This is a genomic window from Vreelandella alkaliphila (assembly GCF_016107625.1).
Taxonomy (GTDB): domain Bacteria; phylum Pseudomonadota; class Gammaproteobacteria; order Pseudomonadales; family Halomonadaceae; genus Vreelandella; species Vreelandella alkaliphila.
Genome location: NZ_JABASV010000010.1, coordinates 13,578 through 38,161 on the forward strand (window position 1 = coordinate 13,578; position 24,584 = coordinate 38,161).

Consider the following 24,584-nt stretch of genomic DNA (forward strand, 5'->3'; position numbering starts at 1 on the left):
CATGCACGTTTTGAATCGATACAATAAGTGCGCGCCGGCCTTACCGCCGGCGCTTTTTTGCGTGTTAGTTAGCCACATAATAGCAAGGCCAACTGACGGCTAATTGCAGGGTGCCGTTTTACTGTTTAAGGAAATCCTATGGCCGACATGTTTACACCGTGCCTCGCGGCGGAAGAGTTTCAACGTCGCTTGCTTACCTGGTTCGATCAGTATGGACGGCATGACCTGCCTTGGCAGTCGCCCCGAAGTGCCTACCGGGTATGGGTATCTGAAATTATGCTCCAACAAACCCAGGTCGCTACGGTCATTCCCTATTTCAAACGCTTTATGACGCGCTTTCCCACGTTAGAAGCACTGGCCAACGCACCTCAGGACGACGTGCTGCATCTTTGGACCGGGCTGGGTTACTACGCCCGTGCCCGTAATTTGCATAAAGCGGCTCAAGTGGCGTTAGCGTCCCATGGGGGAGAGCTGCCAACGGACAGTGTCGAAGCGTTAATGGCGCTGCCGGGTATAGGCCGTTCCACTGCTGGCGCGATCATCGCGCAAAGTTCTGATAAACATAGCTCTGATAAACAACGTTCTGGTCAACAGGCCGCGATTTTAGATGGCAATGTAAAACGATCGCTGACTCGCTTGCATGCCATTGCTGGCTGGCCAGGCAAGCCAGCAGTAGAGCGTTCACTATGGACACTGGCTGAGTATTTCACGCCCAATACCCGTCTTGCCGACTATACCCAAGCCATCATGGATTTCGGCGCCACGCTATGTAAGCGCAGCAAACCTGATTGCCTGATCTGTCCGTTTAACGACGTATGCCGTGCCTATGCCCAAGGTGAGCCGCAACGCTTTCCCGAATCCAAGCCTAAAAAAGCCTTGCCGACGCGTGAAACCATTATGCTGATGCTACGAGACAGGCAAGGGCGGGTGTGGTTAGAGCAACGGCCACCCAGCGGCTTGTGGGGAGGCTTATGGAGCCTGCCTCAATTTGAGCAGCATAGTGAACTGAACGATTGGCTGGCTGATCATGTGACGTCCCCCGAACGCCATGCGCCACTGCCCAGCTTTACTCATACGTTTAGTCATTTTCGGCTATTGATTACGCCTCAGCCCGTCAGTTGCGATAGGCTGAACGGCGTAAGAGAAGATGGCGTGTGGTATGACGTTGACGAACCGCCCACGCTTGGCTTGGCTGCGCCGGTTAAATCGCTGCTGAGCCAGCTGGCGCCTTTTTCCTTAGATCCAACGCCAGGGCCGTCGCGCTAACCTCACTCGCGTTATTACTTTTATATTCGCACCGTTATTCATAAAGGAGCACACCATGAGCACCACCGTTTTCTGCCGCAAGTACCAACAAGAGCTGCCCGCCCTGCCATTTCCACCATTACCAGGTAAGCAGGGACAAGAGATTCAAGCCACCGTGTCTAAGCAGGCCTGGGAAGAGTGGCAGTCGTTGCAAACGCGCTTGATTAATGAAAAGCACCTCAACATGTTAGAGCCTGAGGCGCGCGCCTATTTGATGGATCAAATGCAGCGTTTTCTAAATAACGAAGCAACGGATCAAGCTGAAGGTTACGTGCCGCCTACCCAGGCTTAAGCGTTCAGGAAGCAAGGCTGTAAGAAGTGAAACTCGGTGCAGCCCACGGATGGCGCGGCTTTTGCACGTTTTGAGCCCTGCAAAGAAGTGCCCTAAGCACGTGACTAGAAAGAAAGTTTCACGAAAGTGTTGACGAAAAGCTGAGTTTTTAGTTTAATACGCACCGTTGGCAGCGGCCAGATAGCTCAGTTGGTAGAGCAGGGGATTGAAAATCCCCGTGTCGGCGGTTCGATTCCGTCTCTGGCCACCAAACGTTGGGGTATCGCCAAGTGGTAAGGCACCGGTTTTTGGTATCGGCATTCCCAGGTTCGAATCCTGGTACCCCAGCCATTGCCAACAAGATTTCTTGTTGATTGCAAAGCTTAACAGTGAAGCAATCATATTCTCAAGAAAGCGCGAAGAGCCGACATAGCTCAGTTGGTAGAGCAACTGACTTGTAATCAGTAGGTCCCGGGTTCGACTCCTGGTGTCGGCACCAATTAAGAGTGGTTAAAATCGAAGCGTTAGAGAATTAGATCAAGCCGTCCGAAAGGGCGGCTTTTTCGTATGTGTCTATAAAGTGTCTACAGCGTGGGCACCTTCACAACTGAACCTTGCAAGTTGGGTGACCAAGCTGCCATTACAGAAAGATAGTCATCGGCCACCTCTATACTACAGGGAAAAATGACTATCCCCAGTCCATTTCCCCCATAGCTACTTTAGCGCCAATCTGTAGTGCAACGCTTAGCTTTGCATTTGGGTAGCGACGGGTCATTGCTTCAATGAGTTCATCGCTGTTATTCGCTTTGGCGAGCTCTTCTTCAAATGCTAATAGGTAGTCACGTGTATATTGAATCGCGGAAGCATCAATAGCTGCGTCAGGTTGCATGTGACCGGGTATAACGACCTTGGGAAAGCGTGCTGCCATTTCATCAAGCGCTTGTATCCAAGCCGCTCGCTGTTCAGCAGTAGGGGTGTCTGCTATCCACACATGTAGGTCTGAGAATACCAGCACACCTCCAAAAACAGCATTTAAGGAAGGAGCCCAAAGATAGCGACGATTAGGTAAACCCTCCACGTCAACAATCTGGATATCTTCACCATCGACTTGCAATAAATGGCCGTCGAAAACCTCAGGCATAACGATATCATCAAGTGACTGAGGGCCATTGTCTTGAAGTTGGGGTGACCATGTAGAGATTTTTTTCTCTACATTAGCTTCGATAGCATCAACGGTAGCTGAAGCTGCGACAATGCGAGCATCAGGGAAGGCTGCTTTTATCGCGCCAAGGCCAAAATAGTAATCAGGATCGCTTTGGCTAATGTAGACGGTGGTTAGCTGCTTACCGCTCTGTTGGACTGCCTCGGCAACGGCACGTCCGTCAGATAAGGTAAAGCCGCTGTCAATTAATACTGCCTCTGTTGCTCCCGTCACCAGTACGGGCGCTCGGAAAAAGCCATGCTCTCCAGCAGGAAAGTGCTGCCAACTTAATTGATCATCAGACGCGAGGCTCTTTTTTATGCCACTTAGGTTACCAGTGCTTATAGCCATGGATAATCCTAAGGCAGTTAATGACTTTAAAAACATACGCCGAGTAGCCATTTTTTCTTCCTTCTGCAATTTTGTTTAGAGGGTCAATTGATTAAGTTGGTGCGTTATAGCGCGCGTATCTGTTGGGCTAGCGCACTGGGGTTGGCATACAACTCATTCGTGGAAAGAGCCTTTAGGTTTTCACTCGACTGAGCGATGAACGTGGGCACTCCTCGAACGTTAAGCTTCTGCATTAGTGTTTGAGCCTGTGAAATTCGAGAACGATTGGAATGCATAAGTGTTTCACTGGCACTTGTCATTAACTCTGCCGCTTGTGTCAGCTCAAGTCCTTGTAGAATCTCAACCAACGTGACTTGAGATGTCACGTCTCGACCCTGTACGTAGCGTGCGTATTGGATTGCTTTTAAAGCCTCGAACTCATCGGCGGGTGCGGCAAGCGATACTGCCGTTAGCGCTAGCGTAGCGGCACTACTATCAAACCGCTGATGATGATCGCTTAACACGTGATCGCGATATAGTTGAGTGAATAGTTGTCCCGTTAGGCGCTCAATCCGCTGATCGTTACTCCAGGCATAGGCCGCGAATTCATGATCCATTTGCCTTCCGCCACGGCCTGTGAAAAGGCCGCTGGGTAACAGAACCACTTTTATATCGTCTGCCGCGATCACGTCTGAAACAGATGATGTTGCGCCATAGCACCAGCCACACAAAGGATCGAATAGGTAATACAAAGTGTTATTCATAGTCGAGTCTCTCTATACATGATTGACTCGCATGCTAAAGAGATTGTATTGACGGATAAATACATACGAAGCATATTATGCGTATGGAAAAAGCATACAGTCGAAGTGGAAGTAAACTAGGCGGATTTAATAACTTGCGGCGCTTAGCGTATTTTTCTGCTGTGGTTGAAACGGGGTCTTTTACGGCCGCCGCAGAGCGTCTGGGTATCACCAAGGCGGTGGTTAGCCAGCAGGTGGCACGTCTTGAACAAGAATTTAGAACCTCTCTCCTTACGCGTACGACGCGATCGGTACAAGTTACCTCCGCTGGAAAAGTGTTTTACCAACGCTGTGCCTTGATTCTCCGTGAAGCTGAAGATGCTTTTGATGAGTTAGGCGAAATAGCCCAGGAGCCGACAGGCACATTACGGTTGACCGCCCCTTTCGATTACGGTGTCACCTTTGTGGTGCCTGCGATTGCTGCATATACCCAGCAATATCCCGATTGCCGGGTCGATGCAACGCTGCGGGATCAAAAAGTCGATCTGATGGCTGAGGATATCGAACTGGCTATCCGTGTTGGTTGGCTAACAGAGGCAAGCGTGCAGGCAAGGAAAATAGGCTCTTTTCAGCAACTGCTCGTTGCATCGCCAAGCCTTGAAAAAGAGGTGGCGCAGCTCTCTCAGCCGGAAGAGTTATTGAAATTCCCGTTCATTGCTAATAAAGCGCTGCCCCATCCATTGCAGTGGGAGTTTTCACTCAGTAAGGGTGAACGCAGAACCATCCACGTGCGCGCCTCAATCTTTCTTGATGCGACACTCGCGGTACGCGAAGCGTTGTACGCTGGTGCAGGAATCTCGGTATTGCCGGATTATGTCATTGCAGGCGACATAGCCGCCGGACGCCTTATACATATTTTACCCCAGTGGAGTTTGCCCTCCGGCGGCATACATGTCGTTTTCCCATTAGCACGTTTTCGTCCTGCGAAAGTGCGTGCATTTGTCGACATACTTGCGCATAGAGAGCAGCAGCGACAAGAGGGCGCTTTCATTAAGTGAGTTTGCCTCCAAACCGATGGCTAATAAAGATGCACGGCCTCAAATACTGCCACTGGTTTGCCATTGGCATTGTTAAGTGACAAGGAACCACCGTCTACTTGCCAAGTGTCTACGTTATTAAGTGTGCTTAGCATTGCCTGCTCGTTACGCATTTGAGTGTCGGGGCAGGCCATCATCGTGGTACCAACTTGTTCAAATGCTATTTGCTTACCATCAACACGGTAACTGCCAATCAAGGTATTGCAGCCAGTTGAGCCAGCAAGCCGTGTATCTTCTTCATGGAGCACAAGGTGAGGCTCGCGAAAGTTCTCAGCGGTGATGATGGGTTGCCCTTCAAGCGTGACCAGTTTCCAGTACGTATTGGTTAGCGTTTCGTCAGGCTTGGCTGCTTGATGAGGCGCTGAGTGTGATTGGCACCCGCTAGCTAACAGGATAATAAGAGTAGATGCGATAAGGGAAAATTTTTTCATAAAGCGTTTCTCTAGGTTTGCGTCATAAAATAATAATCGGATTGATAATGTTTTGCTACCTTGGTTTATGGCCGATATTTTTTTGCTAACCTGAATCTGTTCCTTTTTTAATGTTTTATATAAATAGTAAACCTCATGTTTTATGTGCCCTTGCTTGATTATTTTTTTCTGCCTAATCTACTGGTTTAATGAGACCATGAGAGGCGGCATGCGATGTGAAGATAATACGATGGAAAAATATTATTAATTTCGTTTCTATTTTCTCAATTGATAATAGGGGTCTAATGTAAGAGTGTTATCTATTATTAGTGTTTTATGGTTGTTTTTTAACAAATGTCAATTCTTTATTTTTAATACGCTCCGCGTTTCTGTTATAAAAGTACCTTGTTTGTTAATTCAGTATTGACTATATTTTCTGTCGGAAAAAGTATTTAATATTTATTTGCTTGTACTTTTATACCGAGGTGCACAATTTTTGTCTAGCTACAATGGAGTGTAGAGATGAAAGGGCTTACTGTGGATCGAGTTCCCCCAGCGAACGATATAAGTCGTAAGAGTAAGCTTGGAAGCTTGGGTAATATTAATGCGGCATGTATTAATATATCGCAGGTGCTGGGTCTATATGGCGAAATGGGAGAAAGGTCTCTCAATATGCTGTCAACAATGCCTCAGAAGCCTATGGAGCTAAAGAAAAGTCAGCGGTTTTTCGCTGTAAGTGACGGTCGTTCCGATATTTTTGTTATAAAAGAGGGGTGGGCAAGTCTAGCTCATTCAACGAATACAAGTGGGCAGGGTATTTGTAATATTTTTATGCCTGGCGATATTATTGGTATGCGTGAAAGTTTTTTTGAATGCCATGATTTAATTATCTTTCCTATTACTAATTGTGAACTTATAAAATTTTCTGGTGATTATCTTCATGCGCTTTGTAAAGAAAATGAGGAGATTAGAAAGGCAATTACGTCTTATGTCATGGTGAATGACAATGTTACGATAGAACGCCTTAGAAGTTGTACGCATCATCAGTCAATAGAAAGAGTTGCACACTTTTTACTTGAAATTTACGCACGTTTCAAATTTAAGGGGCTTTTAGAAGGCGATGTTTTTGATTTTCCTGTTACACAAGAAATTGTTGGGGAGCTTTTAGGTATGACGAGTGTTCATGTGAGTCGCTGTATGACGGCGCTTGAACAGAAAAAAATTATTCGTAAAAATCGGAGTAGTATCAAGCTGTTAAAGCCAGATGAAATGGCAGAAAATACTGGTTTTGATAGTGATTTTATTTATGGGAATATTTGTCTGGGTTAGTTTTTAAAAGTTATTGCTAGTTATTTTTTTAGAGGGGTTAAAGAAATTTCATAACACACGTTGTGAATTAAGGTATATAGGTTGAAATGGCTAAGTGTTTAGCTATCCTGTTGGCTGTGTTATGTGAAAGTGAAAGCCGCTACATGTTTTATCGATCTGAAATTTAATCATACAAGGAGTGGATTAGATGACAGTCAGCAACAACTCTCTCAAAACGATTACTGTCTATAAGCAATATAATGAAATGTTAGATATGCCGTCGGCGCAACGTACAGCGGGGAAAGATGAGTACCCAACGCGCCTAGCGGCAGCCCCAGCTTCGCTAACTCAGCCGCGTCGCGATGCGGTGGTTAAAGGTTGGAACTTATCAGGGCCGCTATCCCCAGAGCAGCTTGATGAGTTTGAGCGCAAAGGTTTTTTGTTTATTCCAAGCCTCATTTCAGGTGAAGAGCTAGAGGCACTTCGCCATGAAATGAGATTATTGATGAGTAATAATGCTTATCGCGATCAAGAATTCAGCGTTACTGAGCCAGAAAGCCACGATATTCGTTCGTTATTTGCCGTGCATAGGCTTTCTGAGCGATTAGGTCAACTGGCCAATGACAAACGCTTAGCGGGTGCAGCCCGGCAGATCATTGGCGCTAATCCTTACGTGCACCAGTCACGGATTAATTATAAGCCAGGCTTTGCGGGTAAAGGGTTCAATTGGCACTCTGATTTCGAGACGTGGCACGCGGAAGATGGTATGCCGAATATGCATGCTGTTAGCGCTTCACTAATCTTGACCGATAACCATGAATTTAATGGTCCGCTTATGCTGATTCCAGGCTCCCATTTAGAATTTGTGCCCTGCTTGGGGGAAACACCGGAGGATAACCACAAAAGCTCGCTTAAAGCACAGGAGATTGGCGTACCCAGCCAAGAAGCGCTGACTCAGTTAGTAGCAAAATATGGCATTGAAGCGCCGAAGGGTAGGGCTGGTGGCCTGTTGCTATTTGATTGCAACACGTTGCATGCATCTAATGCCAATTTGTCGCCTGACCCCCGCAGCAACGTGTTCTTTGTATTTAATCGTCCGGATAATCGCTGTGTTGCACCGTTTGCTGCTCCCAAGCAGCGCCCTAGCTTTTTGGCGCATGGGCCCGAGGATCGCTGGACCCCCGACGCATAATCTAACGTATCGCTAGTAGTATGTATAAAATGCTATAGAAGAGGTTGTGGAACATACGCATAGCTGGGGTAGACTGTTGCGCCTGTCGTTGCGAATGCGGCACGCATAATGAGAAGGAGAGGACCCGCCATGTGTTTTGTTCCCCAGTTTACCGATGGTCAGGAGTTTCCCCACGCGTTGGGCAAAATCGTCTGCGTTGGCCGCAACTATGCCGACCATGCCAAAGAACTGGATAATCCGGTCCCCAGTGAGCCACTGTTATTTATGAAGCCCGCCACCAGTGTGGTGGACTTGACTAAACCTCTTGATCCGCCGTTTTCACGGGGTGATGTACATTATGAAGTCGAACTTGCGCTTTTGGTTGGAGAGACACTGACTCACGCTACTCAAGATGAAGCAGAGCGTGCCATTGTGGGTATTGGCCTGGCGATGGATTTAACGCTGCGAGATGTGCAAACCAAGCTGAAAGAGAAAGGGCACCCGTGGGAAATAGCAAAAGCATTTGATGGTGCTTGCCCACTATCACCGTTTTTGCCGCTAAGCCGCATCCCCAATTGGAACGCGCTGGTGTTCACCCTTGAGATTGATGGTGAAGAGCGTCAACACGGAGAAGGTGCCGATATGATCTTCGCGATCCCGACGTTGGTGGCAGAGATGAGTCGTCACTTCACGCTAGAGCCGGGTGACGTCATTTTGACAGGCACACCTGCGGGTGTGGGCGAATTGCCCCGTGGAGCTTCGCTGCGTTTAACGTTGACCGGCGGGTTAGAAATCACCACTAGCGTAGTAGAGTAGTTGGATGGCGATGACGCCAAAACCAACAATAGGTAAGCGTTAGCAGTTATGCGAAAAGCCACTGACGATGTCAGTGGCTTTTTCGTTGGCCTATTCTAAAAGCACTATTTTATAAGCACGGTTCTATAAACACAGTTCTATAAGCACTATTCTAAATAGGTGTAGCCATCCAGGCCTTCGCTCAGGCTAGCGGCAAACTTTGCCTGCTCTTGGGTCGAAAAGCCGCTAGTGATTAGTTGCTCGGTGAGCTTTTGCTTAAGCACTCGAGCATCAAAATTCACGTAGGCTAAAACATCGGCCACCGTATCGCCTGCCTGTAGGTTAGAAAGGACCCACTCGCCATCTTCACCCAGTGCGGCATCGACTGAGTCGGTATCGCCGAACAGGTTGTGCAAGTCGCCGAGAATTTCCTGATAGGCACCTACCAGGAAGAAGCCTAGCCAACGCTCGTCGTCGCTCGCCCACTCGGGCAGCGGTAGTGTGCTTTCCACGCCTTGGCCATCCACGTAGCTATCAATGCGGCCATCTGAATCGCAGGTAATATCCTGAATGACTGCGCGACGAGTGGGGGGTTGGTCTAACCCGCTCAACGGCAGAACAGGGAATATCTGTTCGATTCCCCAAACGTCAGGCACCGACTGGAATAATGAGAAATTGACAAACAGCTTGTCGGCTAGCTTTTCGGCCAGTTCGTCCATAATTTCCCGGTGCGCGCGATTACGGGTATCGAGTTGACCGCGTAGGCGTGCACAGGCTGCCATATAAAGTCGTTCACCTTCGGCACGGGCATTGATATCACTTAAGCCCATTACGAAACGGTCTTGCAGCTCACTAACCGCCTGCAGAAGATCATGCCAGGCTTCCACCAAAACACGGGGCTCCTGGCTTTCGGCTAACTGCTCAAAAACCCGCCATAGGGCTTCCACCTGGAGGTCTTCCTGAGAAGAGCGCTCTGGAGGCGAATCGTTAACGCGCTCTTCGCCAATTACGTTGGTGATCAACACGGCATGATGAGCCGTTAGCGCACGGCCTGACTCGCTGATCAGATGAGGCTGGGGAAGGTCAGCCTCCTGACACAGCTGCGCAAAGGCGCTAACGACGTTACGTGCATACTCCTGCATGGAGTAGTTGGCTGAGCAGTAGCTACGTGAGCGGGTGCCTTCGTAGTCGATTCCTAGACCGCCACCCACATCGACGGTATCAATCGGTGCCCCTAGGCTCATCAGGTTTTGGTAAAAACGGGCGCATTCCCGCAGACCGCGCTGAATGTCGCGAATATTGGCAATTTGCGAGCCGAGATGAAAGTGCACTAACTGTAGGCTCTCTAACGCATTTTGAGCGCGCAAGGTCGCGACTACGTCAAGAATTTGACTGGCAGTCAGACCAAACTTCGACTTCTCGCCGCCGGTATTTTGCCATTTACCCTTACCCACTGAGGCAAGCCGTGCCCGCAAACCAATACGCGGGGTGACTTCCAACTCACGCGCCTCTTCTAATATAAGCTCTAGCTCAGACAGCTTCTCAACGACCAGGTAAACGCGATGCCCCAGCTTTTCACCCAGCAGCGCTAGGCGAACGTACTCGCGGTCTTTATAACCATTGCAGACGATCAGCGAGGAGCCGCCATCAGACAGCGCCAGCACTGCCAGCAGCTCCGGTTTACTGCCTGCTTCTAAGCCTACGCGACCATTGCCTCGCTCGGAGGTGGCGAGGATCTCTTCCACCACGCGGCGCTGCTGATTCACTTTGATCGGATAAACGGCTGTGTAGCCGCCCTGATAGTCGATGTCCTGCATCGCGATATCAAACGCACCGCACAGCTGTTCTACGCGGTCGTGCAGAATGTCGCTAAACCTTACCAGTACCGGCAACCGCAGACCCGCAGTCTGCAACTGACGCACAAGCCCGCTAAGTGGCAATGCTGGGCCTTCTGCGTCGCTACCTAGCGGACGAACCAAGGCTTGCCCGTGGTCGTTCACATCAAAGTAGCCACTGCCCCATTGGTCAATATTCCATGTGCGTCGGGCGCGTAAGGCCTGGGCGCTGGTGGTCACCGATTCGATCATCAAGAAACCTCTGGGAGCGGTAGTGCGCCAAATGCAATGCGCGCTTTTAAAATGGTTCGGAAACGCTCAGGGTCATGAGGCGTTAGGTCATGGGCAGGTGGGTCAACATAGACAACCAGCAGGCGCGATAGCCAATATCGCAATGCCGTCATGCGCAACATGGTTGGCCATAATTCACGTTCATCTGCGGTGAGAGGGCGACGTGCTTGGTAAGCGCTCAGAATGGCTTCATAACGCTCAGCATTCAGCGTGCCATCCTCATTGGTTGCCCAGTCGTTAATGACGATGGCGAGATCAAATAGCAAATCGCCGGTACAACCGTTGTAAAAATCGATAACACCGCCTAATTGGTCGCCCTCAAACAGCGTGTTGTCACGGAATAAGTCGCCGTGAAGCGCTCCTTGCGGTAGCTCGCCGTGCTGGCTAAAGGCACCTTCGAAGTCATCGACTTCATTTTTCATCAGCGTTTGGTCGTCAGGGCTAATATACGTTAGCACCTTGTGATGCACTGCTCGCAGCCAGTGAAGGTCGCGCGGGTTTGGCCGATGGCCAGGAAAACGCTGGGAGACAACATGCAAATGCCCCAACGTATTGCCCAGCGCTTGGCATTGGGCAAGGTTAGGGGCGCTAGGATGCTTGCCTGGTAGGCGTGGAAACAGTAAGGCAGGCTTGCCTGCCAAACTGTGTAGCGCAATCCCTTCGCGGTCGTGAATAGTACCGGGCACCGGCAGACGGTGCTCATCCAGGTAATCCAACAACTCGACAAAAAACGGCAGCTCTTCATGTTCGCCCTGTTCAAACAGGGTTAACACCAGCTCACGACGATCGGTGGTCACAAAAAACGTCGAGTTTTCTGTGCCACCGGCAACGCCGTGTAGCGAAACGAAGCTGCCTACATCAAATTTTTCCAAAAACGCGGCGACCTGAACGTCGCTCAGCGGAGTAAATACAGCCATGAGAATCTCGCCCAGGTTGCTAAGCCCATTATTGTAGCGGCTTGCAGGGTCAGTTGGCAGCGTTGTGTGAGTTTGAAATACGTTATTCGTAACGGTTGTTTCTGCAGCCATTGCCGTGAACGCGTATCATAGCTAATAGACTTCTTACTGTGTTGCTAACAATGGAATTGGTTATGGCCCGTGCCCCAATCGTGCTTGTCGATGGCTCATCGTACCTATATCGCGCTTTTCACGCGCTGCCACCGTTAACGACCTCCAACGGCCAGCCTACGGGGGCCGTGAAAGGCGTATTAAATATGCTCAAGCGGTTGATCAAAGACTACCCAGAAAGCCCAATGGCGGTGGTGTTTGATGCACCAGGAAAAACCTTTCGCGATGAGATGTACAGCGACTATAAAGCTCATCGGCCGCCCATGCCGGATGACCTGCGCAGCCAAATTAAGCCGCTGCACGCTTGTGTAAAAGCGCTAGGCTTACCGCTGCTGTGCATTGAGGGCGTTGAAGCCGACGATGTGATTGGTACCCTGGCCCATCATGCCACCCAGGCTGGCCGTGATGCGGTGATCTCAACTGGCGATAAAGATATGGCGCAGTTGGTGAATGACCACATCACACTGGTCAATACCATGAAAGAAGAAACCCTCGATGAAGCGGGTGTCAAAGAGAAATTTGGGCTGCCGCCCTCGCTGATCATTGATTTTCTGGCCTTGATGGGTGACAAGGTTGATAACATTCCCGGCGTGCCGGGGGTGGGCGAAAAGACTGCCATAGGTCTGTTGCAAGGCATGGAAGGTGGTTTAGAGACAATTTATGGTGATCTTGAGCGCGTCAAGACACTTAGCTTTCGTGGTGCGAAAACGTTACCGAAGAAGCTGGAAGAGCACCGTGACCAGGCCTTTCTCTCTTATCAGTTAGCAACCATTAAGACCGACTGCGAACTGCCCGTGGGGCTGGATGACTTGGATATTGCGCATCCCGACCGCGAGGCGCTGGTAGAACTCTATAAAGAAATGGAGTTCAAGCAATGGTTGGCTGAGCTACTGGCAGGTACCGATGAGGGCGTCGATGATGTAAAAGGGGGCGAGCCTGCGCCTGATAACGCTGCTAATGACGTGACTGATAGCGCCGCGGCTTCCAGCCAGCGAAACGACCATGTCATCGTTGAGCAAGCTGAGTTTGATGCGTGGCTAGCGCGACTGAAAAAAGCCGAGCGCTTTTGCTTCGACTTAGAAACGACCAGCCTGAATTATATGGACGCCGATATTGTCGGCGTTGGCCTGGCACTGGAGGCTGGTGAAGCGGCCTATATTCCACTGGCCCATGACTATCTGGATGCGCCCGCACAGCTTGATCGTCAACAGGTCCTGCAGGCATTAAAGCCGCTGCTGGAAGATCCTGAAAAAACCAAAGTTGGCCAGAACCTTAAGTACGATATTTCCGTGCTGGCAAACTATGATATTCGCGTAGTGGGGCCGCTGGCCGACACTATGCTAGCCTCGTACGTGTTGAATTCCACCGCCACGCGTCACGACATGGATTCGCTGGCACTGAAGTATTTGGGCGAAAAAACCATCTCTTTCGAAGAGATCGCTGGAAAGGGTGCCAAGCAGCTCACGTTTAACCAGATTGCCCTAGAGCAAGCGGTTCCTTATGCCTGTGAAGATGTAGATATCACGCTACGGCTGCAAGAAATACTGCGTCCTCAGGTGGAGCGGGAAGGGCGTTTAGCGGACGTGCTGGATCATCTTGAACTGCCGCTGATTAACGTGTTGTCGCGGATTGAACGCAATGGTGTCGCACTGGATGCCGAACGTCTGCACGAGCAAAGCCAGCAGCTAGAGCGCCGTATTCGTGAGCTTGAAAGCGAGGCATTCGAGTTAGCCGGTCGTGAGTTTAATCTCGGTTCGCCCAAACAGCTGGGGCAGATTCTGTTCGAAGAGCAGAAAATTCCGGTGATCAAGAAAACTCCCAAAGGCGCACCTTCGACAGCAGAGGCGGTGCTAGAGGAGTTGGCGCTGGATTACCCCTTGCCCAAGGTGATTATGCAGCACCGGGGGCTGGCGAAGCTAAAATCCACCTATACCGATAAGCTACCGCGCCTGCTCAATAAAACCACTGGCCGAGTGCATACCAGCTATCACCAAGCGGTGACGGCGACAGGGCGTCTCTCGTCGTCCGACCCGAATCTGCAAAACATCCCGATTCGCACAGAAGAGGGGCGTAAAATCCGTCAAGCGTTTGTGGCACGCCCAGGCTATCGCATTGTGGCGGCAGACTACTCGCAAATTGAGCTGCGTATTATGGCGCACCTCTCAGAAGATAAAGGGCTTTTAGAGGCGTTTGCGGAAGGGCGCGATATCCACACTGCGACCGCTGCCGAAGTGTTTGGTACTGCGCTTGAAAAGGTCTCTGCCGACCAGCGGCGCAGCGCTAAAGCGATCAACTTTGGCCTAATTTACGGCATGAGCGCTTGGGGCTTATCACGCCAGCTGCATATTGATCGCAATCAGGCGCAAACCTACATCGACCGCTATTTTGACCGTTATCCTGGCGTTGCTCGCTATATGGATCGTATTCGCACCCAGGCCGCAGAAGATGGCTTTGTGGAAACCGTGCTAGGGCGGCGCTTGTATCTACCAGAGATCCACTCGCAAAACCGCAACCGCCGCCAGGGCGCTGAGCGCACCGCCATTAACGCGCCTATGCAGGGCACGGCAGCGGATATCATCAAGCAGGCGATGATTGATGTCGATGCATGGCTTGCTGAAGGGGAGTTTGACGCCCTCATGGTTATGCAGGTGCACGATGAGCTAGTGTTTGAGGTGGCCGAAGGGCAAGTTGAGGCGTTTATTGAGCAAGTTCAGGCGCGTATGCAAGCCGCTGCCACGCTTAGCGTGCCGCTGATTGTTGAAGCCGAAAGCGGCGCCAACTGGGATGAAGCCCACTAGTATTAACCACTAGCATGAAGCCCGCTAGGCTAAGGCCTCTAGGCTAAGTAAGGCTTAAATGACGTTACGGGGTCGTGACCGACAGCCCAATAAAAAACACCTGCAGCTGAGCTGCAGGTGTTTTTTTAGTTATGCTTGCGGCTCATGAGTCCTAAGAGCCGCAGAGCTTAACGCCAGCTTACGCGATCGAAAATACGAATCGCTTCTGGGTTATTTTCACCCAGGATGCTGATGTTGATATCGTCTTTGGCGAAATCACCCCAAGATTCAAGCACCGGGTTTTTCTTGATGCCTTCCACGACGGGGAACTCGTAGTTACGGTCAGCCAGTACTTCCTGAGCTTCGTCAGAGGCTAAGAACTCCAGGAAGCGAATGCCGTTTTCTGGGTTTTGCGCGTTAGCCACTAAGCCAGCGCCGCCAACGTTAACGTGGGTGCCACGATCATCCTGGTTGGGGAAAATCATCCCCACTTTGCGCGCGGCTTCGCGGTCGGCATCTTCATCGGAATGCAGTAAACGAACGTAGTAGTAGTGGTTCGCAACTGCTAAGTCGCACTCACCACTCGCAACGCCAAGAATCTGATCGGTATCACCGCCTTCTGGGGCGCGCGCCATATTATTCACAACACCTTGAGCCCACTCTTCCGCGCCTTCTTCACCGTGATGCTCAATCAGTGAGGCGAGTAGCGACTGGTTGTAAATGTTGTTGGAAGAGCGAATGCATACTTGGCCTTCAAACTGCGGATCGGCCAGGTCTTCATAGGAGGTGATTTGGCTGGGGTCAAAGTTCTCACGGTTGTAGAAAATAACCCGTGCGCGCTGGCTAAAGCCAAACCACAGGCCGTCAGGGTGGCGCATTGATTCTGGCAGGCGCTCGTTAAGCACGTCAGAGTCTACGCTTTGAAAAAGGCCGTCTTGCTCGGCGCGCCATAGGCGGCCTGCATCAACGGTAAGCATTACGTCAGCAGGGCTAGCAATGCCTTCACGCTGCATGCGCTCCATCAACTGGTCGGAGTCGCCTTCCAGTACATTAACTTCGATGCCGGTCTCTTCAGTGAACGCTTTGTAGAGAATCTCATCAGAGTCGTAATGGCGGGCGGAGTAAATGTTGACCTCGTTAGCGAGCGCGCTACCTGCAAAAGCAGAACCTCCCATGATGGCAGCTACGGTAGCCGTAAGACGTGCTTTTTTCATAACAAATACCCTGAATGTTTATGATAATAAGTTGCATTAGCGACGTGACGTATTGAAACGCTTCTCTTGGTTGACGTCAAGTTAAATGCTAATGAAACGCATCTGCTGTTTGGCAAGAAACGTGCATCTCTACTCAATAGAAAATAGAATGCAAATAACTTTCAACCGTGTTCGCAGCGGCATGCGTTTATCATGTCGCGGGTGGACGAGACAATGGTGAAATAATGACGGCAACTGTGTCACTTTCCGATGTGTCGGCGCCTGCATCAGCACTGTCGCTTCGTGGTATTCAGCACACGTTTGCGGCTAATAAAGTGGTGAAAGGCATTGATCTTGATATCGCTCCAGGCGAGGTTGTGTGTTTACTGGGCCCTTCTGGTTGCGGCAAAACCACACTGCTTCGGATTGCTGCGGGCTTAGAGGTCGTGCAGGAAGGCTCGGTTAGTCTTGATGGTTTATCCATTGCGGCACCCGGTAAGCGTCATGTGCCACCGGAAAAGCGCAATGTTGGGCTTGCTTTCCAAGACTCAGCCTTGTTCCCACACCTTAGCGTGCTGGAAAATGTTACCTTCGGTCTGAAAAATTTGCCCTCTAGCCAGCGCCGAGAGCGTGCGCTGGAACTGCTGGCTCAACTCGGCATGGCCGACTACGCCGAGAGCTATCCGCATATGTTGTCAGGTGGGCAGCAGCAGCGCGTTGCGCTGGCGCGAGCGCTGGCGCCCACGCCTAAATTAATGTTACTGGATGAACCCTTTTCTAGCCTGGATGCGCGGCTACGTGATCGCATCCGAGACGATACGCTGCACGTGTTGAAAAAACTCGGCTCAGCGACCCTGCTAGTGACCCACGACCCTGAAGAAGCCATGTTTATGGCAGACCGTATCGCGCTAATGCGGGATGGCGAAATCGTGCAGACTGGCACCCCCCGTGAGCTTTATTGCGCGCCAGTGGCTCCCTTTGTGGTGACGTTTTTTGGCGAGGTGAATGAGTTAAGCGGCATTGTTAAAGGGGGCTTTGTCGCTACGCCAGTTGGGCCGGTAGATGCCAGCTGGTTGCCAGAAGGCAGTAACGTTCAGGTGATGATTCGCCCCGAAGCACTGCGTATCAAAGAGCGTGACTTGCCCGTAGAATCGCATAGCCACAGCCATGTGGTCATGGCTAAGCTGCTAGGGCGTTCCAGCCTTATTCACTTATGTGCGCATGGAGAAGATGGTCAGGAAGCCCACCTTCACGCCCGTGTGCCAGGCGTGTTTTTACCCCAGGAGGGCCAGCCGATTGATATCGACTTGGATCACTCCCAGGTATTTATCTTTCCGCGTTAATTTTCGTTGTTCAGCGCTTGCTCGCGTCTACTACTCAGCTTGGCTACCAGGGCGCGCCCGGCGCATTGCCAAGCTGAGTAAAATCACCGGTAAGATGCCCACTACCACAATGGTCAGAGAGGCTGTTGAAGCTTCAGCTAAGCGTTCATCTGAGGCGAGGCTGTGAGCGCGTACTGCCAGCGTGTCAAAGTTGAAGGGGCGCAAGATGATCGTGGCAGGTAACTCTTTCATCACATCGACAAATACCAGAATCCCGGCTGCTAGAAGACTGCTACGCATCAGCGGCGTATGAATATGGCGTAGCGTGCCGCCAGCGGTTTGGCCCAAGGTGCGGGATGCGGCATCCATGCTGGGGGTTACTTTGCCAAGGCTCGCTTCTACCGCGTTAAACGAGACGGCCAAAAAGCGTACTACATAAGCGTAAATCAAAATAAATGCTGAGCCGCTAAACACTAGACCAATGATTTTTCCGTAGTGTTCGTGAAGCCACATGTTCAGCGAGTTATCCAGCCAAGCAAACGGAATCAGGATGCCTACGGCAACCACCGAGCCAGGAATGGCATAGCCCATTGCGGCGATACGTGTGAAAAATCGTGCGCTTGGTGAATTGTTGAGCCTAACCCCGTAGCTCAGGAGTACGGCTAACCCTACCGCAATCAATGCGGCAACGGTCGCGAGGCTCAGGCTATTCATAGCAAAGCCAATAAACCGTGTGCCGAACAAGCTATCGCCCGTTTTAATGGCCATATTGAGCAAAATACCGCTGGGCAATAAAAAGCCGATAATAATGGGCAGCAAACACGCCAGGGTAGCCCCGAGTGCATGCCAGCCACGCAACTGATATTCCGGTAGTTGCTGATAGCGGTTGGTTGTATGGAAGTAGCGCCGTTTACCCCGCGAATAGCGCTCTAGAAGAACCAATACAATGACGAAGGTCAGCAGGCAAGCGGCTAGCTGAGCGGCAGCTACAGGTTCACCTAAGCCAAACCATGTGCGATAGATCCCCGTGGTAAACGTATCTACTCCAAAAAACTGCACCGCGCCAAATTCGTTAAGCGTCTCCATCAGTACCAGTGAAACGCCGCCTACTAATGCCGGGCGGGCGAGGGGCAACGCCACGCTGGCAAACAAGCGCCAGGGGCCACGCCCCAGAGTGCGGCCTACATCTAATACACATACCGACTGCTCAAGAAAAGAAGCTCTAGCTAACAGATACACATACGGGTAAAGCACAAAGGTAATCAGGGTTGCCGCGCCGCCTAGTGAGCGCACATTGGGGAAATAGTAATCGCCCACTCGCCAGTCAAACCATTCACGCAACAAGCTTTGTAGCGGTCCTGCTACTTGGAAAAAGTCTGTATAGGCGTAGGCAATGACATACGTTGGTACCGCCAGGGGTAACAGCAGCGCCCATTCAAATATGCGCTTGCCTGGGAAACGGCACATCACCACCAGCCACGCAGTCCCGGCGCCTGTAATCAGAGTGCCAATGCCAACCCATAGCACCAGCCAGAACGTATTAGAGAGGTAGCGTGGTAATACGGTGCTTGCAAGGTGCTGCCAAACGCCTTCTGTCGGCACAAAAATATGGCTTAGGACCACAATAATAGGCAGTGCGACAACAAGGGCGATCAAAAAAAGCGCGATTGACCAAGGGTTGAGCGATAGTGAAATGCGTGACGCAAAACCTGAAAGCAGGGCCGATGGTGAGCGGCGAGCTGGCGTAGACACGTCGTTGTCTCCTTGGATGAGGGGCAGCTTGGCTCGTCAATGCGAAAAAATAGCGGCTGCAAATAGTATCACTTGCGTTAGGCTACTGCAGCCAACATTGTGGCTATCAAAAAAATCCCCCCGCAAGGCGGGGGGAAGTTGTGCGTTTTGCATTAGTAGCTTGGTATCACTGGTAGCCCACCAGCACACTAGGTAGTCCCGTAATCAAACTAGGGAAAATAGCCATTAGTATGCAGGCGAAAAGGATGATGGCCACAAATGGCACGACGGCTTTATATAAGTCGACGATTTCGACCCCTGGTGGAGCCACCCCTTTCAAATAGAACAGCGCATAACCAAAGGGCGGCGTTAAGAAGGAGGTTTGTAACACTACCGCCACCATGACGACGAACCACAGTACATCCACGCCCATCTGCGAAATGATTGGCAGCATGATAGGGAAGCTAAGCAACACAATGCCAGTCCAATCAAGGAACATGCCGAGAATGAATACCAGGAACAGCATTAATAGCAGGGCACCAACGGTGCCACCCGGCATGGCCAGTACAAAATCACTGATCACGGTCATCCCGCCACCAATCGAGAATACCCCAGTGAACGCCGTGGCCCCGACGAGCACTAACATCACCATCGTTGTGGTTTTGCCAGCTTCAATCAGCGTGTTGTAACAGGTTGATAGCTTTCGGTCGCCGAAGATTAAAAACAGTAGGAAAGCGATAAAAACACCAATGGCGGATGCCTCAGTCGCCGTCGCCACACCGGTAAACAGTGCCCCCAGTACGCCGAGAATTAACGACATTGGCGGGACAACATACTTGCCCAGCATGATCAGTAGCTGTTTTGTGCTGACTTCAGCGCGCTCTTCTGCAGGTACTTTAGGTCCGTAGCTAGGTTTGAGCCAGCAGATTACCAGCACGTACAGGGCATACATCACCCCCAGTATCAGGCCGGGTACTAACGCGCCAGCAAAGAGTGCGCCCACTGAGACAGGCGAGTAGCTAGCCATCAAAATCAGCATAATGCTGGGGGGAATCAAAATGCCCAGACAGCCGCTAGCCATGATGACGCCAGCACTCAGCTCTTTGTTATAGCCATACTTGAGCATTGGCACTAAGGCAATCATGCCCATAACGGCGATCGACGCGCCGACAATGCCAGTGGTAGCTGCAAGTAAGACAGATACAACCACCACGGTAAGCGCTAATCCACCGCGAAGGTTCGCCAGCAGCAAGCGCATGGCATCAAACATTTTTTCGGTGACGCCTGAGTCATTAAGAAAGCGCGCCATTAGAATAAACAGTGGTATCGCCACTAGTACATAGTTGTCCATAGCGTTGCCATAGACGTTGTTAATGATGATACCCAGGGTATTAATGCCCGGCCCTAAATAAGCACCGATGACCGCCATGCCACCCAATACAAAAGCAAGCGGATGACCCATAAACAGGCCAACTAAAAGACCACCAAACATCACCAGCGTCAGTAGTTCTGCACTCATGCGGACGTCTCCTCACGCAGCTGCATAATGGCGCGCAGAACGATAGCAATCGCCTGCAACAAAATAAGCACAGCAGCGACTACGATAACGCCTTTCACCGGATACACCGGGATTGAGACCATTCCGTAGGTAGTTTCGCCACGACTGAACGAGCGCTCGAAAAAACGCCAGCCGTAGGTCAATAACAGCCAGATGAAGGGCACAAAGAATATCAAGTAGCCGAGCAGGTCTAGTACGGCCTGCTTTTTGCGTGATAGCAGGCGTTTAATAACGTCGACTTCCACGTGGGCATGGTGGCGCAATCCATAGGCGGCCATCAGCATAAAGTGGGCGCCGAACAGCATTTTGGTGACATCAAACGCCCAGTCGCTAGGGCGGCCAAAGAAGAAGCGCGACACAATGTCGTAAAGCACTATTAGAGTAATGATGGCAATTAACGGTGCAATGATGCGGCCCAGCAGCTCGTTAATTGCATCGATCGCCTTGGCAATCGCGTTCATGGAAGGTCTCCGCAGCTAAGCAATAACCGCCCCAGCAGCGCAGGGGCGGCACTTAAACGCCTTATAGGCAGGCTTCGATCTCTTCCAATGAGGGTAGGTTATCCATCGTGCGGCTCATGTTGAATGGCGCAGTAACATCACGCCATGCAGCGTACTCTTGTAGATAAGTAATCATGGAGTGATAGACCTTGGCGTGGTCGGAATTTTCACAAGCGCCACGTACAATGACATCGTTGGTAATTTCCTGGATGCGCGCCAAGTCTTCCTCTGAGAACTGGTTAATGGTGACGCCCGCATCAATAAACTTCTGGGTTGCTTCGGTAGATTCACGCTCCGACCAGGAAAGTGACCAAGCCATGGTGGCTTCAGCAGCTGTTTTAAGCTTAGCCTGGGTTTCTTCAGACAGGGCATCCCAAGCGTCTTTGTTAATCATAACGCCGAAAACGCTTGCCGACTGGTGCCAGCCAGGTGTTGCCCAGTATTCAGCAACTTCAGCAAAACCAGCGTTAAAATCAACGCCTGGAGTCGAGAACTCACCTGCATCAATTACGCCGCGTTCAATCGCTTGATACACTTCACCACCGGCCAGAGTGACCTGTGAACCGCCTAACTCTTCGAGTACTCGGCCCTGGTCGCGTCCCGATAGGCGCAAACGCTTGCCTTCAAGATCTGCGATGCTCTCAATCGGGGTGCGGCCCATGAAACCAGATTCGTTGTTGGTAATGCCGTAGGGCAAATACACCATGTTGTACTGGCCATAAATTTCTTGATAGAGCTCAAAGCCGCCCCACTGTTGAATCCAGTTCAAGTAATCCACGCCGTTAAACAGGCTGGTAGTGGTGGCCAGAGGAGAGAACGCTGGGTTCAAGCCTGCCCAGTAGCCTGGCCAATCGCCAGAAGCTTGGATAGCGCCGGTTTCTGTAGCGTCGAACACTTCAGTGCCAGGCATTAGCGTGCCGCCTGCACGGAAGTTAATTTGTACTTCGTCACCTGCAAGTTGGTTTACAAGCTCTGCCCAGTGCTGATCAATCTTAATCAGGTCAAGGTTTTCGGGCCAGGTAGTGGTCATTGTCCACTGCTCTTGCGCTTGAGCCGTGGAGGTAAGCGCGGCGAAAGCGACACCAGCGGCGAGGCTGGTTAGTGCGAATTTAGTCATCTTTTTCATTGTATGTTTCCTGGTACTTTGGCGGTTGGCGTTATTAGTGTTTATTACCTGAAAGCAGGAAAGTACAGCGAGTATGGCTTACGTTTACGTAAGGTAAACGCCGCAAGGCTGCATCGCTAAGCTAGCACACTCCCCCCGCTGCAGCGCAATATCAGTAACTCAAGGAATTTAACGTCGTATAAGATGTTTCTTTGAAAAATTTAGATCATTAAAAACAATTATTTGTATATTTTTTAGTAACTTTCTTAACCTTATGGTTAGCTCTAAGAGCGTTGAAAATTACGCTGATCTACAACCAAAGTTGTAAATAAAAGACAATCTCAGGAGTTGCTATGCGAGCAGGCTGTCGCGTTGACAAACCCAACGCTGTCATTAAGCAAGCATCAGCCTTGGTTCATCATGCCACCCGCTTGCAGCGCCGTCGTTGGCGGGCGCTGGTATGGCTATATGGGTCGCCTGATAAGGCCCGCCAGCAGGCGCAACTGTTGTGGGAAGAGCAAATGTGGCAGGCACCGCTGTGGGTGGGCGCTGAGCATGAAACGCCAGTGGCGCCATGTTTACCAGCCAGTAAAGCTCGCACACGGCTAGGTGCGGAGCATCAGCTAATCGTCCTAGACGCTAGTGGTAGCCAAGGATTAGATCCAGATGCGCTAGGCGCATTAGCGGGTACCGTGAGTGCTGGTGGGTTATTGGTGATTATTACGCCCAGCAACTGGGGTGAACAGCCTGATCCTGATTATGCCCGCTTTGCCGATTATCCGTGGCGTTGGGATTCGCTGAGCGCTCATTACCTTAAACGGTTAGCGTTTCAGCTGACGGGTGAGAGCACTATTGTTCGCTGGGAGGTAGACGGTAGCCTCATGCTGCCCAGGCTGTCTATTCGAGACTCGCGTGCGGCTCCGTTTGACGACGCAGACTGTTTGACGGCTGATCAGGCTCGTGCAGTGAATGCGCTAGTAAAACTAAAGCGTCGCCGGCCATTGGTTATTACCGCGGATCGTGGGCGGGGTAAAAGCGCTGCATTGGGGATTGCTTGCGCTCGCCTGCTACAAAAAAGCGTGACGCAACTGGTGGTGACTGCACCTCGACTCAGTTCAGTGGAAAGCTTGTTTGCGCGCGTAGTAGCGCTATGTCCGGAAGGTCAACGCCTCAGCTCAGCGCGGTTTGAACTGCCGAGCGGTAGCTCGCTGTGTTTCCTTGCGCCTGATGCGCTTAACGAACAGGTTGATCAGGCAAGACTCGGCGGTAGCGGCAGCTATTTACTCGTCGACGAGGCAGCGGCCATTCCTGCGGCAATGTTAGCTCACTGGCTTGCTGCATTTCCACGTATCGCGTTTGCAACTACTGTGCATGGCTATGAAGGGTCAGGGCGCGGTTTTGCACTACGTTTTCGCGAGGTGCTCAATCGAACAGCTCCTCAATGGCGAGAGTTACCGTTAGATACCCCTGTTCGCTGGTCAGTGGGAGATCCTTTAGAAGCGACTATCCAAGCGTTGCTGCTGCTCAATGCTCCGCTACCTGAGGCTCAGTTGCCTGAGGCACACGCCAGTACTCATTGTCAGGCTGCCTCTATGGTGTTGACTCAGACGCAGTTAGCCAAGCAGCGTGAGTTGTTAGCGAAATTGTTTGGCTTGCTGGTGCAGTCCCACTATCGCACCACGCCTAGTGACTTGCGCCAACTATTAGATGGTCCTGGTACCGCCATTCGCACAATCATCGCATCAAAAGAGCCGCAGGCCGTTTTGGTGACCCGTGAAGAGGGTGGCTTTAATGCCGCACTTGCTGAGCAAGTGGCTCGTGGTGAGCGACGCCCTCAAGGCCATCTACTGGCCCAGTCGTTGGCGGCTCACAGTGGCAGTCGTGAGGCGTTAACCTCTCGCTGGCGGCGAGTAGCTCGCATTGCTGCTCATCCAGAGCGGCGGCGTGAAGGGTTAGGGCGCCGGTTGTTAGAAGAGGATATAGCTAACGCTCGTCAGCAGGGTATCGCGCTTTACGGGGCTACCTTTGGTGCCGAAGCATCGTTGCTGCGTTTTTGGCTGGCGCTCGGGTTTGCGCCTGTTCGTTTAGGCATCTCTCGAGAAACGGCTACCGGCGAGTACGCGATTATGGTGGCGCGCGCGCTGACCAGCGAAGGGCACGCAGTGCTGACGACGCTGCGTGATACCTTTGCGGCCTCATTGATAACGCTATTGGCCTTTGAGCTAGCGACACTGCCCGCGCCGATCGTCGCGTTACTGTTGCCGTCCTTGCCTCGTTTGCCGCTTAGCAACGCTGAGATTCAGGCGGTGGACGATGTGGCGTATGCGCACCGCGACCCTGCCTTGGCAAGGACGTCGCTTCAGGCGCTGGCCAGAGAGGCTAGCCATTGGCCGTTAGGGCAAGAGGCGCAAATAGCCCACCAGCAGTTGATTACCTGGGCCTTCCAAAACCAGCCGTTAGCAAAGGCACACGGTGAGTCAGTGCGGCTGATTCGTCGCGCGACTCAACAAATTATTGAACAGCGCACGCTTTTCCCCAGTAGCCCGGAGGGGTAAAGTAAACTGGTTATCGATA

At 51.4% G+C, this 24,584-nt stretch carries 19 protein-coding genes and 3 tRNA genes; 12 read left to right on the plus strand and 10 right to left on the minus strand.

Going from position 1 to position 24,584, the window contains the following annotated elements:
- Positions 1-138: 138 nt before the first annotated feature.
- The 5 genes from mutY to JFC11_RS14795 all read left to right on the plus strand — a co-directional run bounded on the left by mutY (position 139) and on the right by JFC11_RS14795 (position 2,075).
- Positions 139-1,266 (plus strand): A/G-specific adenine glycosylase, encoded by a 1,128-nt coding sequence (mutY, locus tag JFC11_RS14775; protein ID WP_198349855.1) that lies wholly within the window; start codon positions 139-141, stop codon positions 1,264-1,266.
- A 55-nt stretch (positions 1,267-1,321) separates the two neighbouring features.
- Entirely contained in the window at positions 1,322-1,597 is a 276-nt protein-coding gene (locus JFC11_RS14780) for an oxidative damage protection protein (RefSeq protein ID WP_083007102.1), read from the plus strand.
- 174 nt (positions 1,598-1,771) lie between these two features.
- Positions 1,772-1,847, plus strand: a tRNA-Phe gene (locus JFC11_RS14785).
- A gap of 5 nt (positions 1,848-1,852) precedes the next feature.
- Positions 1,853-1,927, plus strand: a tRNA-Gln gene (locus JFC11_RS14790).
- 72 nt (positions 1,928-1,999) lie between these two features.
- Positions 2,000-2,075: transfer RNA gene (locus JFC11_RS14795), tRNA-Thr, on the plus strand.
- Between the two features lie 189 nt (positions 2,076-2,264).
- Here JFC11_RS14795 and JFC11_RS14800 read toward each other — a convergent pair.
- Both JFC11_RS14800 and JFC11_RS14805 read right to left on the minus strand, forming a co-directional pair.
- Complete coding sequence (locus tag JFC11_RS14800) at positions 2,265-3,128, minus strand: MBL fold metallo-hydrolase (RefSeq protein ID WP_198349856.1); 864 nt, start codon at positions 3,126-3,128, stop codon at positions 2,265-2,267.
- 104 nt (positions 3,129-3,232) lie between these two features.
- Positions 3,233-3,871: a DsbA family protein gene (locus tag JFC11_RS14805; RefSeq protein WP_038478275.1), complete on the minus strand. Its 639-nt coding sequence runs from the start codon at positions 3,869-3,871 to the stop codon at positions 3,233-3,235.
- A gap of 77 nt (positions 3,872-3,948) precedes the next feature.
- Here JFC11_RS14805 and JFC11_RS14810 point away from each other — a divergent pair, with 77 nt between their 5' ends.
- Positions 3,949-4,908 (plus strand): LysR family transcriptional regulator, encoded by a 960-nt coding sequence (locus JFC11_RS14810; protein ID WP_198349857.1) that lies wholly within the window; start codon positions 3,949-3,951, stop codon positions 4,906-4,908.
- Positions 4,909-4,928: 20 nt separating this feature from the next.
- Here JFC11_RS14810 and JFC11_RS14815 read toward each other — a convergent pair whose 3' ends face one another.
- On the minus strand, positions 4,929-5,378 hold the full coding sequence (locus tag JFC11_RS14815; RefSeq protein ID WP_038478271.1) for an META domain-containing protein: 450 nt from the start codon (positions 5,376-5,378) through the stop codon (positions 4,929-4,931).
- Positions 5,379-5,879: 501 nt separating this feature from the next.
- Between JFC11_RS14815 and JFC11_RS14820 the strand changes: the two genes are divergently transcribed.
- The 3 genes from JFC11_RS14820 to JFC11_RS14830 all read left to right on the plus strand — a co-directional run bounded on the left by JFC11_RS14820 (position 5,880) and on the right by JFC11_RS14830 (position 8,652).
- Positions 5,880-6,686 (plus strand): Crp/Fnr family transcriptional regulator, encoded by an 807-nt coding sequence (locus JFC11_RS14820; protein ID WP_198349858.1) that lies wholly within the window; start codon positions 5,880-5,882, stop codon positions 6,684-6,686.
- A 187-nt stretch (positions 6,687-6,873) separates the two neighbouring features.
- Positions 6,874-7,857: an ectoine hydroxylase gene (gene thpD / locus JFC11_RS14825; protein ID WP_198349859.1), complete on the plus strand. Its 984-nt coding sequence runs from the start codon at positions 6,874-6,876 to the stop codon at positions 7,855-7,857.
- A gap of 129 nt (positions 7,858-7,986) precedes the next feature.
- Positions 7,987-8,652, plus strand: coding sequence for a fumarylacetoacetate hydrolase family protein (locus tag JFC11_RS14830; protein WP_038478261.1), 666 nt, complete (start codon positions 7,987-7,989; stop codon positions 8,650-8,652).
- A 146-nt stretch (positions 8,653-8,798) separates the two neighbouring features.
- Here the strand turns inward: JFC11_RS14830 and speA are convergent, their stop codons facing one another.
- Positions 8,799-10,718, minus strand: a complete 1,920-nt coding sequence (gene speA, locus JFC11_RS14835; RefSeq protein ID WP_198349860.1) for a biosynthetic arginine decarboxylase — start codon at positions 10,716-10,718, stop codon at positions 8,799-8,801.
- Complete coding sequence (locus JFC11_RS14840; protein WP_038486264.1) at positions 10,718-11,674, minus strand: homoserine kinase; 957 nt, start codon at positions 11,672-11,674, stop codon at positions 10,718-10,720. Before JFC11_RS14840 ends, speA begins: the two co-directional genes overlap by 1 nt.
- A 173-nt stretch (positions 11,675-11,847) precedes the next feature.
- Between JFC11_RS14840 and polA the strand changes: the two genes are divergently transcribed.
- Complete coding sequence (gene polA / locus JFC11_RS14845; protein WP_198349861.1) at positions 11,848-14,622, plus strand: DNA polymerase I; 2,775 nt, start codon at positions 11,848-11,850, stop codon at positions 14,620-14,622.
- Positions 14,623-14,789: 167 nt separating this feature from the next.
- Here the strand turns inward: polA and JFC11_RS14850 are convergent, their stop codons facing one another.
- Positions 14,790-15,815, minus strand: a complete 1,026-nt coding sequence (locus tag JFC11_RS14850; protein ID WP_198349862.1) for a Fe(3+) ABC transporter substrate-binding protein — start codon at positions 15,813-15,815, stop codon at positions 14,790-14,792.
- A 224-nt stretch (positions 15,816-16,039) separates the two neighbouring features.
- Here JFC11_RS14850 and JFC11_RS14855 point away from each other — a divergent pair, with 224 nt between their 5' ends.
- Entirely contained in the window at positions 16,040-17,137 is a 1,098-nt protein-coding gene (locus JFC11_RS14855; RefSeq protein ID WP_038478249.1) for an ABC transporter ATP-binding protein, read from the plus strand.
- Positions 17,138-17,167: 30 nt separating this feature from the next.
- On the opposite strand, the gene JFC11_RS14860 is transcribed toward JFC11_RS14855, so the two are convergent.
- From JFC11_RS14860 to dctP, 4 genes are all read right to left on the minus strand, one after another.
- The gene (locus JFC11_RS14860) at positions 17,168-18,868 is read right to left on the minus strand and encodes an ABC transporter permease (protein ID WP_120386339.1); all 1,701 of its coding nucleotides are present in this window, start codon (positions 18,866-18,868) and stop codon (positions 17,168-17,170) included.
- A 166-nt stretch (positions 18,869-19,034) separates the two neighbouring features.
- On the minus strand, positions 19,035-20,366 hold the full coding sequence (locus JFC11_RS14865; protein WP_038478243.1) for a TRAP transporter large permease: 1,332 nt from the start codon (positions 20,364-20,366) through the stop codon (positions 19,035-19,037).
- Entirely contained in the window at positions 20,363-20,866 is a 504-nt protein-coding gene (locus JFC11_RS14870) for a TRAP transporter small permease subunit (protein ID WP_038478240.1), read from the minus strand. The genes JFC11_RS14865 and JFC11_RS14870 overlap by 4 nt, the downstream gene beginning before the upstream one ends.
- Positions 20,867-20,927: 61 nt before the next feature.
- Entirely contained in the window at positions 20,928-22,031 is a 1,104-nt protein-coding gene (gene dctP / locus JFC11_RS14875) for a TRAP transporter substrate-binding protein DctP (RefSeq protein ID WP_038478238.1), read from the minus strand.
- A gap of 332 nt (positions 22,032-22,363) precedes the next feature.
- On the opposite strand from dctP, the gene JFC11_RS14880 reads away from it, so the two are divergent.
- Positions 22,364-24,565 (plus strand): tRNA(Met) cytidine acetyltransferase TmcA domain-containing protein, encoded by a 2,202-nt coding sequence (locus JFC11_RS14880; RefSeq protein ID WP_120386340.1) that lies wholly within the window; start codon positions 22,364-22,366, stop codon positions 24,563-24,565.
- Positions 24,566-24,584: the final 19 nt, after the last annotated feature.

Coding starts and splice junctions, on each gene's coding strand:
- JFC11_RS14815 (WP_038478271.1), bottom strand. CDS start 5,378: ATGAAAAAATTTTCCCTTATCGCATCTACTCTTATTATCCTGTTAGCT.
- JFC11_RS14830 (WP_038478261.1), top strand. CDS start 7,987: ATGTGTTTTGTTCCCCAGTTTACCGATGGTCAGGAGTTTCCCCACGCG.
- speA (WP_198349860.1), bottom strand. CDS start 10,718: ATGATCGAATCGGTGACCACCAGCGCCCAGGCCTTACGCGCCCGACGC.
- JFC11_RS14840 (WP_038486264.1), bottom strand. CDS start 11,674: ATGGCTGTATTTACTCCGCTGAGCGACGTTCAGGTCGCCGCGTTTTTG.
- mutY (WP_198349855.1), top strand. CDS start 139: ATGGCCGACATGTTTACACCGTGCCTCGCGGCGGAAGAGTTTCAACGT.
- JFC11_RS14800 (WP_198349856.1), bottom strand. CDS start 3,128: ATGGCTATAAGCACTGGTAACCTAAGTGGCATAAAAAAGAGCCTCGCG.
- dctP (WP_038478238.1), bottom strand. CDS start 22,031: ATGAAAAAGATGACTAAATTCGCACTAACCAGCCTCGCCGCTGGTGTC.
- JFC11_RS14810 (WP_198349857.1), top strand. CDS start 3,949: ATGCGTATGGAAAAAGCATACAGTCGAAGTGGAAGTAAACTAGGCGGA.
- JFC11_RS14850 (WP_198349862.1), bottom strand. CDS start 15,815: ATGAAAAAAGCACGTCTTACGGCTACCGTAGCTGCCATCATGGGAGGT.
- JFC11_RS14820 (WP_198349858.1), top strand. CDS start 5,880: ATGAAAGGGCTTACTGTGGATCGAGTTCCCCCAGCGAACGATATAAGT.
- polA (WP_198349861.1), top strand. CDS start 11,848: ATGGCCCGTGCCCCAATCGTGCTTGTCGATGGCTCATCGTACCTATAT.
- JFC11_RS14870 (WP_038478240.1), bottom strand. CDS start 20,866: ATGAACGCGATTGCCAAGGCGATCGATGCAATTAACGAGCTGCTGGGC.
- thpD (WP_198349859.1), top strand. CDS start 6,874: ATGACAGTCAGCAACAACTCTCTCAAAACGATTACTGTCTATAAGCAA.
- JFC11_RS14865 (WP_038478243.1), bottom strand. CDS start 20,366: ATGAGTGCAGAACTACTGACGCTGGTGATGTTTGGTGGTCTTTTAGTT.
- JFC11_RS14880 (WP_120386340.1), top strand. CDS start 22,364: ATGCGAGCAGGCTGTCGCGTTGACAAACCCAACGCTGTCATTAAGCAA.
- JFC11_RS14780 (WP_083007102.1), top strand. CDS start 1,322: ATGAGCACCACCGTTTTCTGCCGCAAGTACCAACAAGAGCTGCCCGCC.
- JFC11_RS14805 (WP_038478275.1), bottom strand. CDS start 3,871: ATGAATAACACTTTGTATTACCTATTCGATCCTTTGTGTGGCTGGTGC.
- JFC11_RS14855 (WP_038478249.1), top strand. CDS start 16,040: ATGACGGCAACTGTGTCACTTTCCGATGTGTCGGCGCCTGCATCAGCA.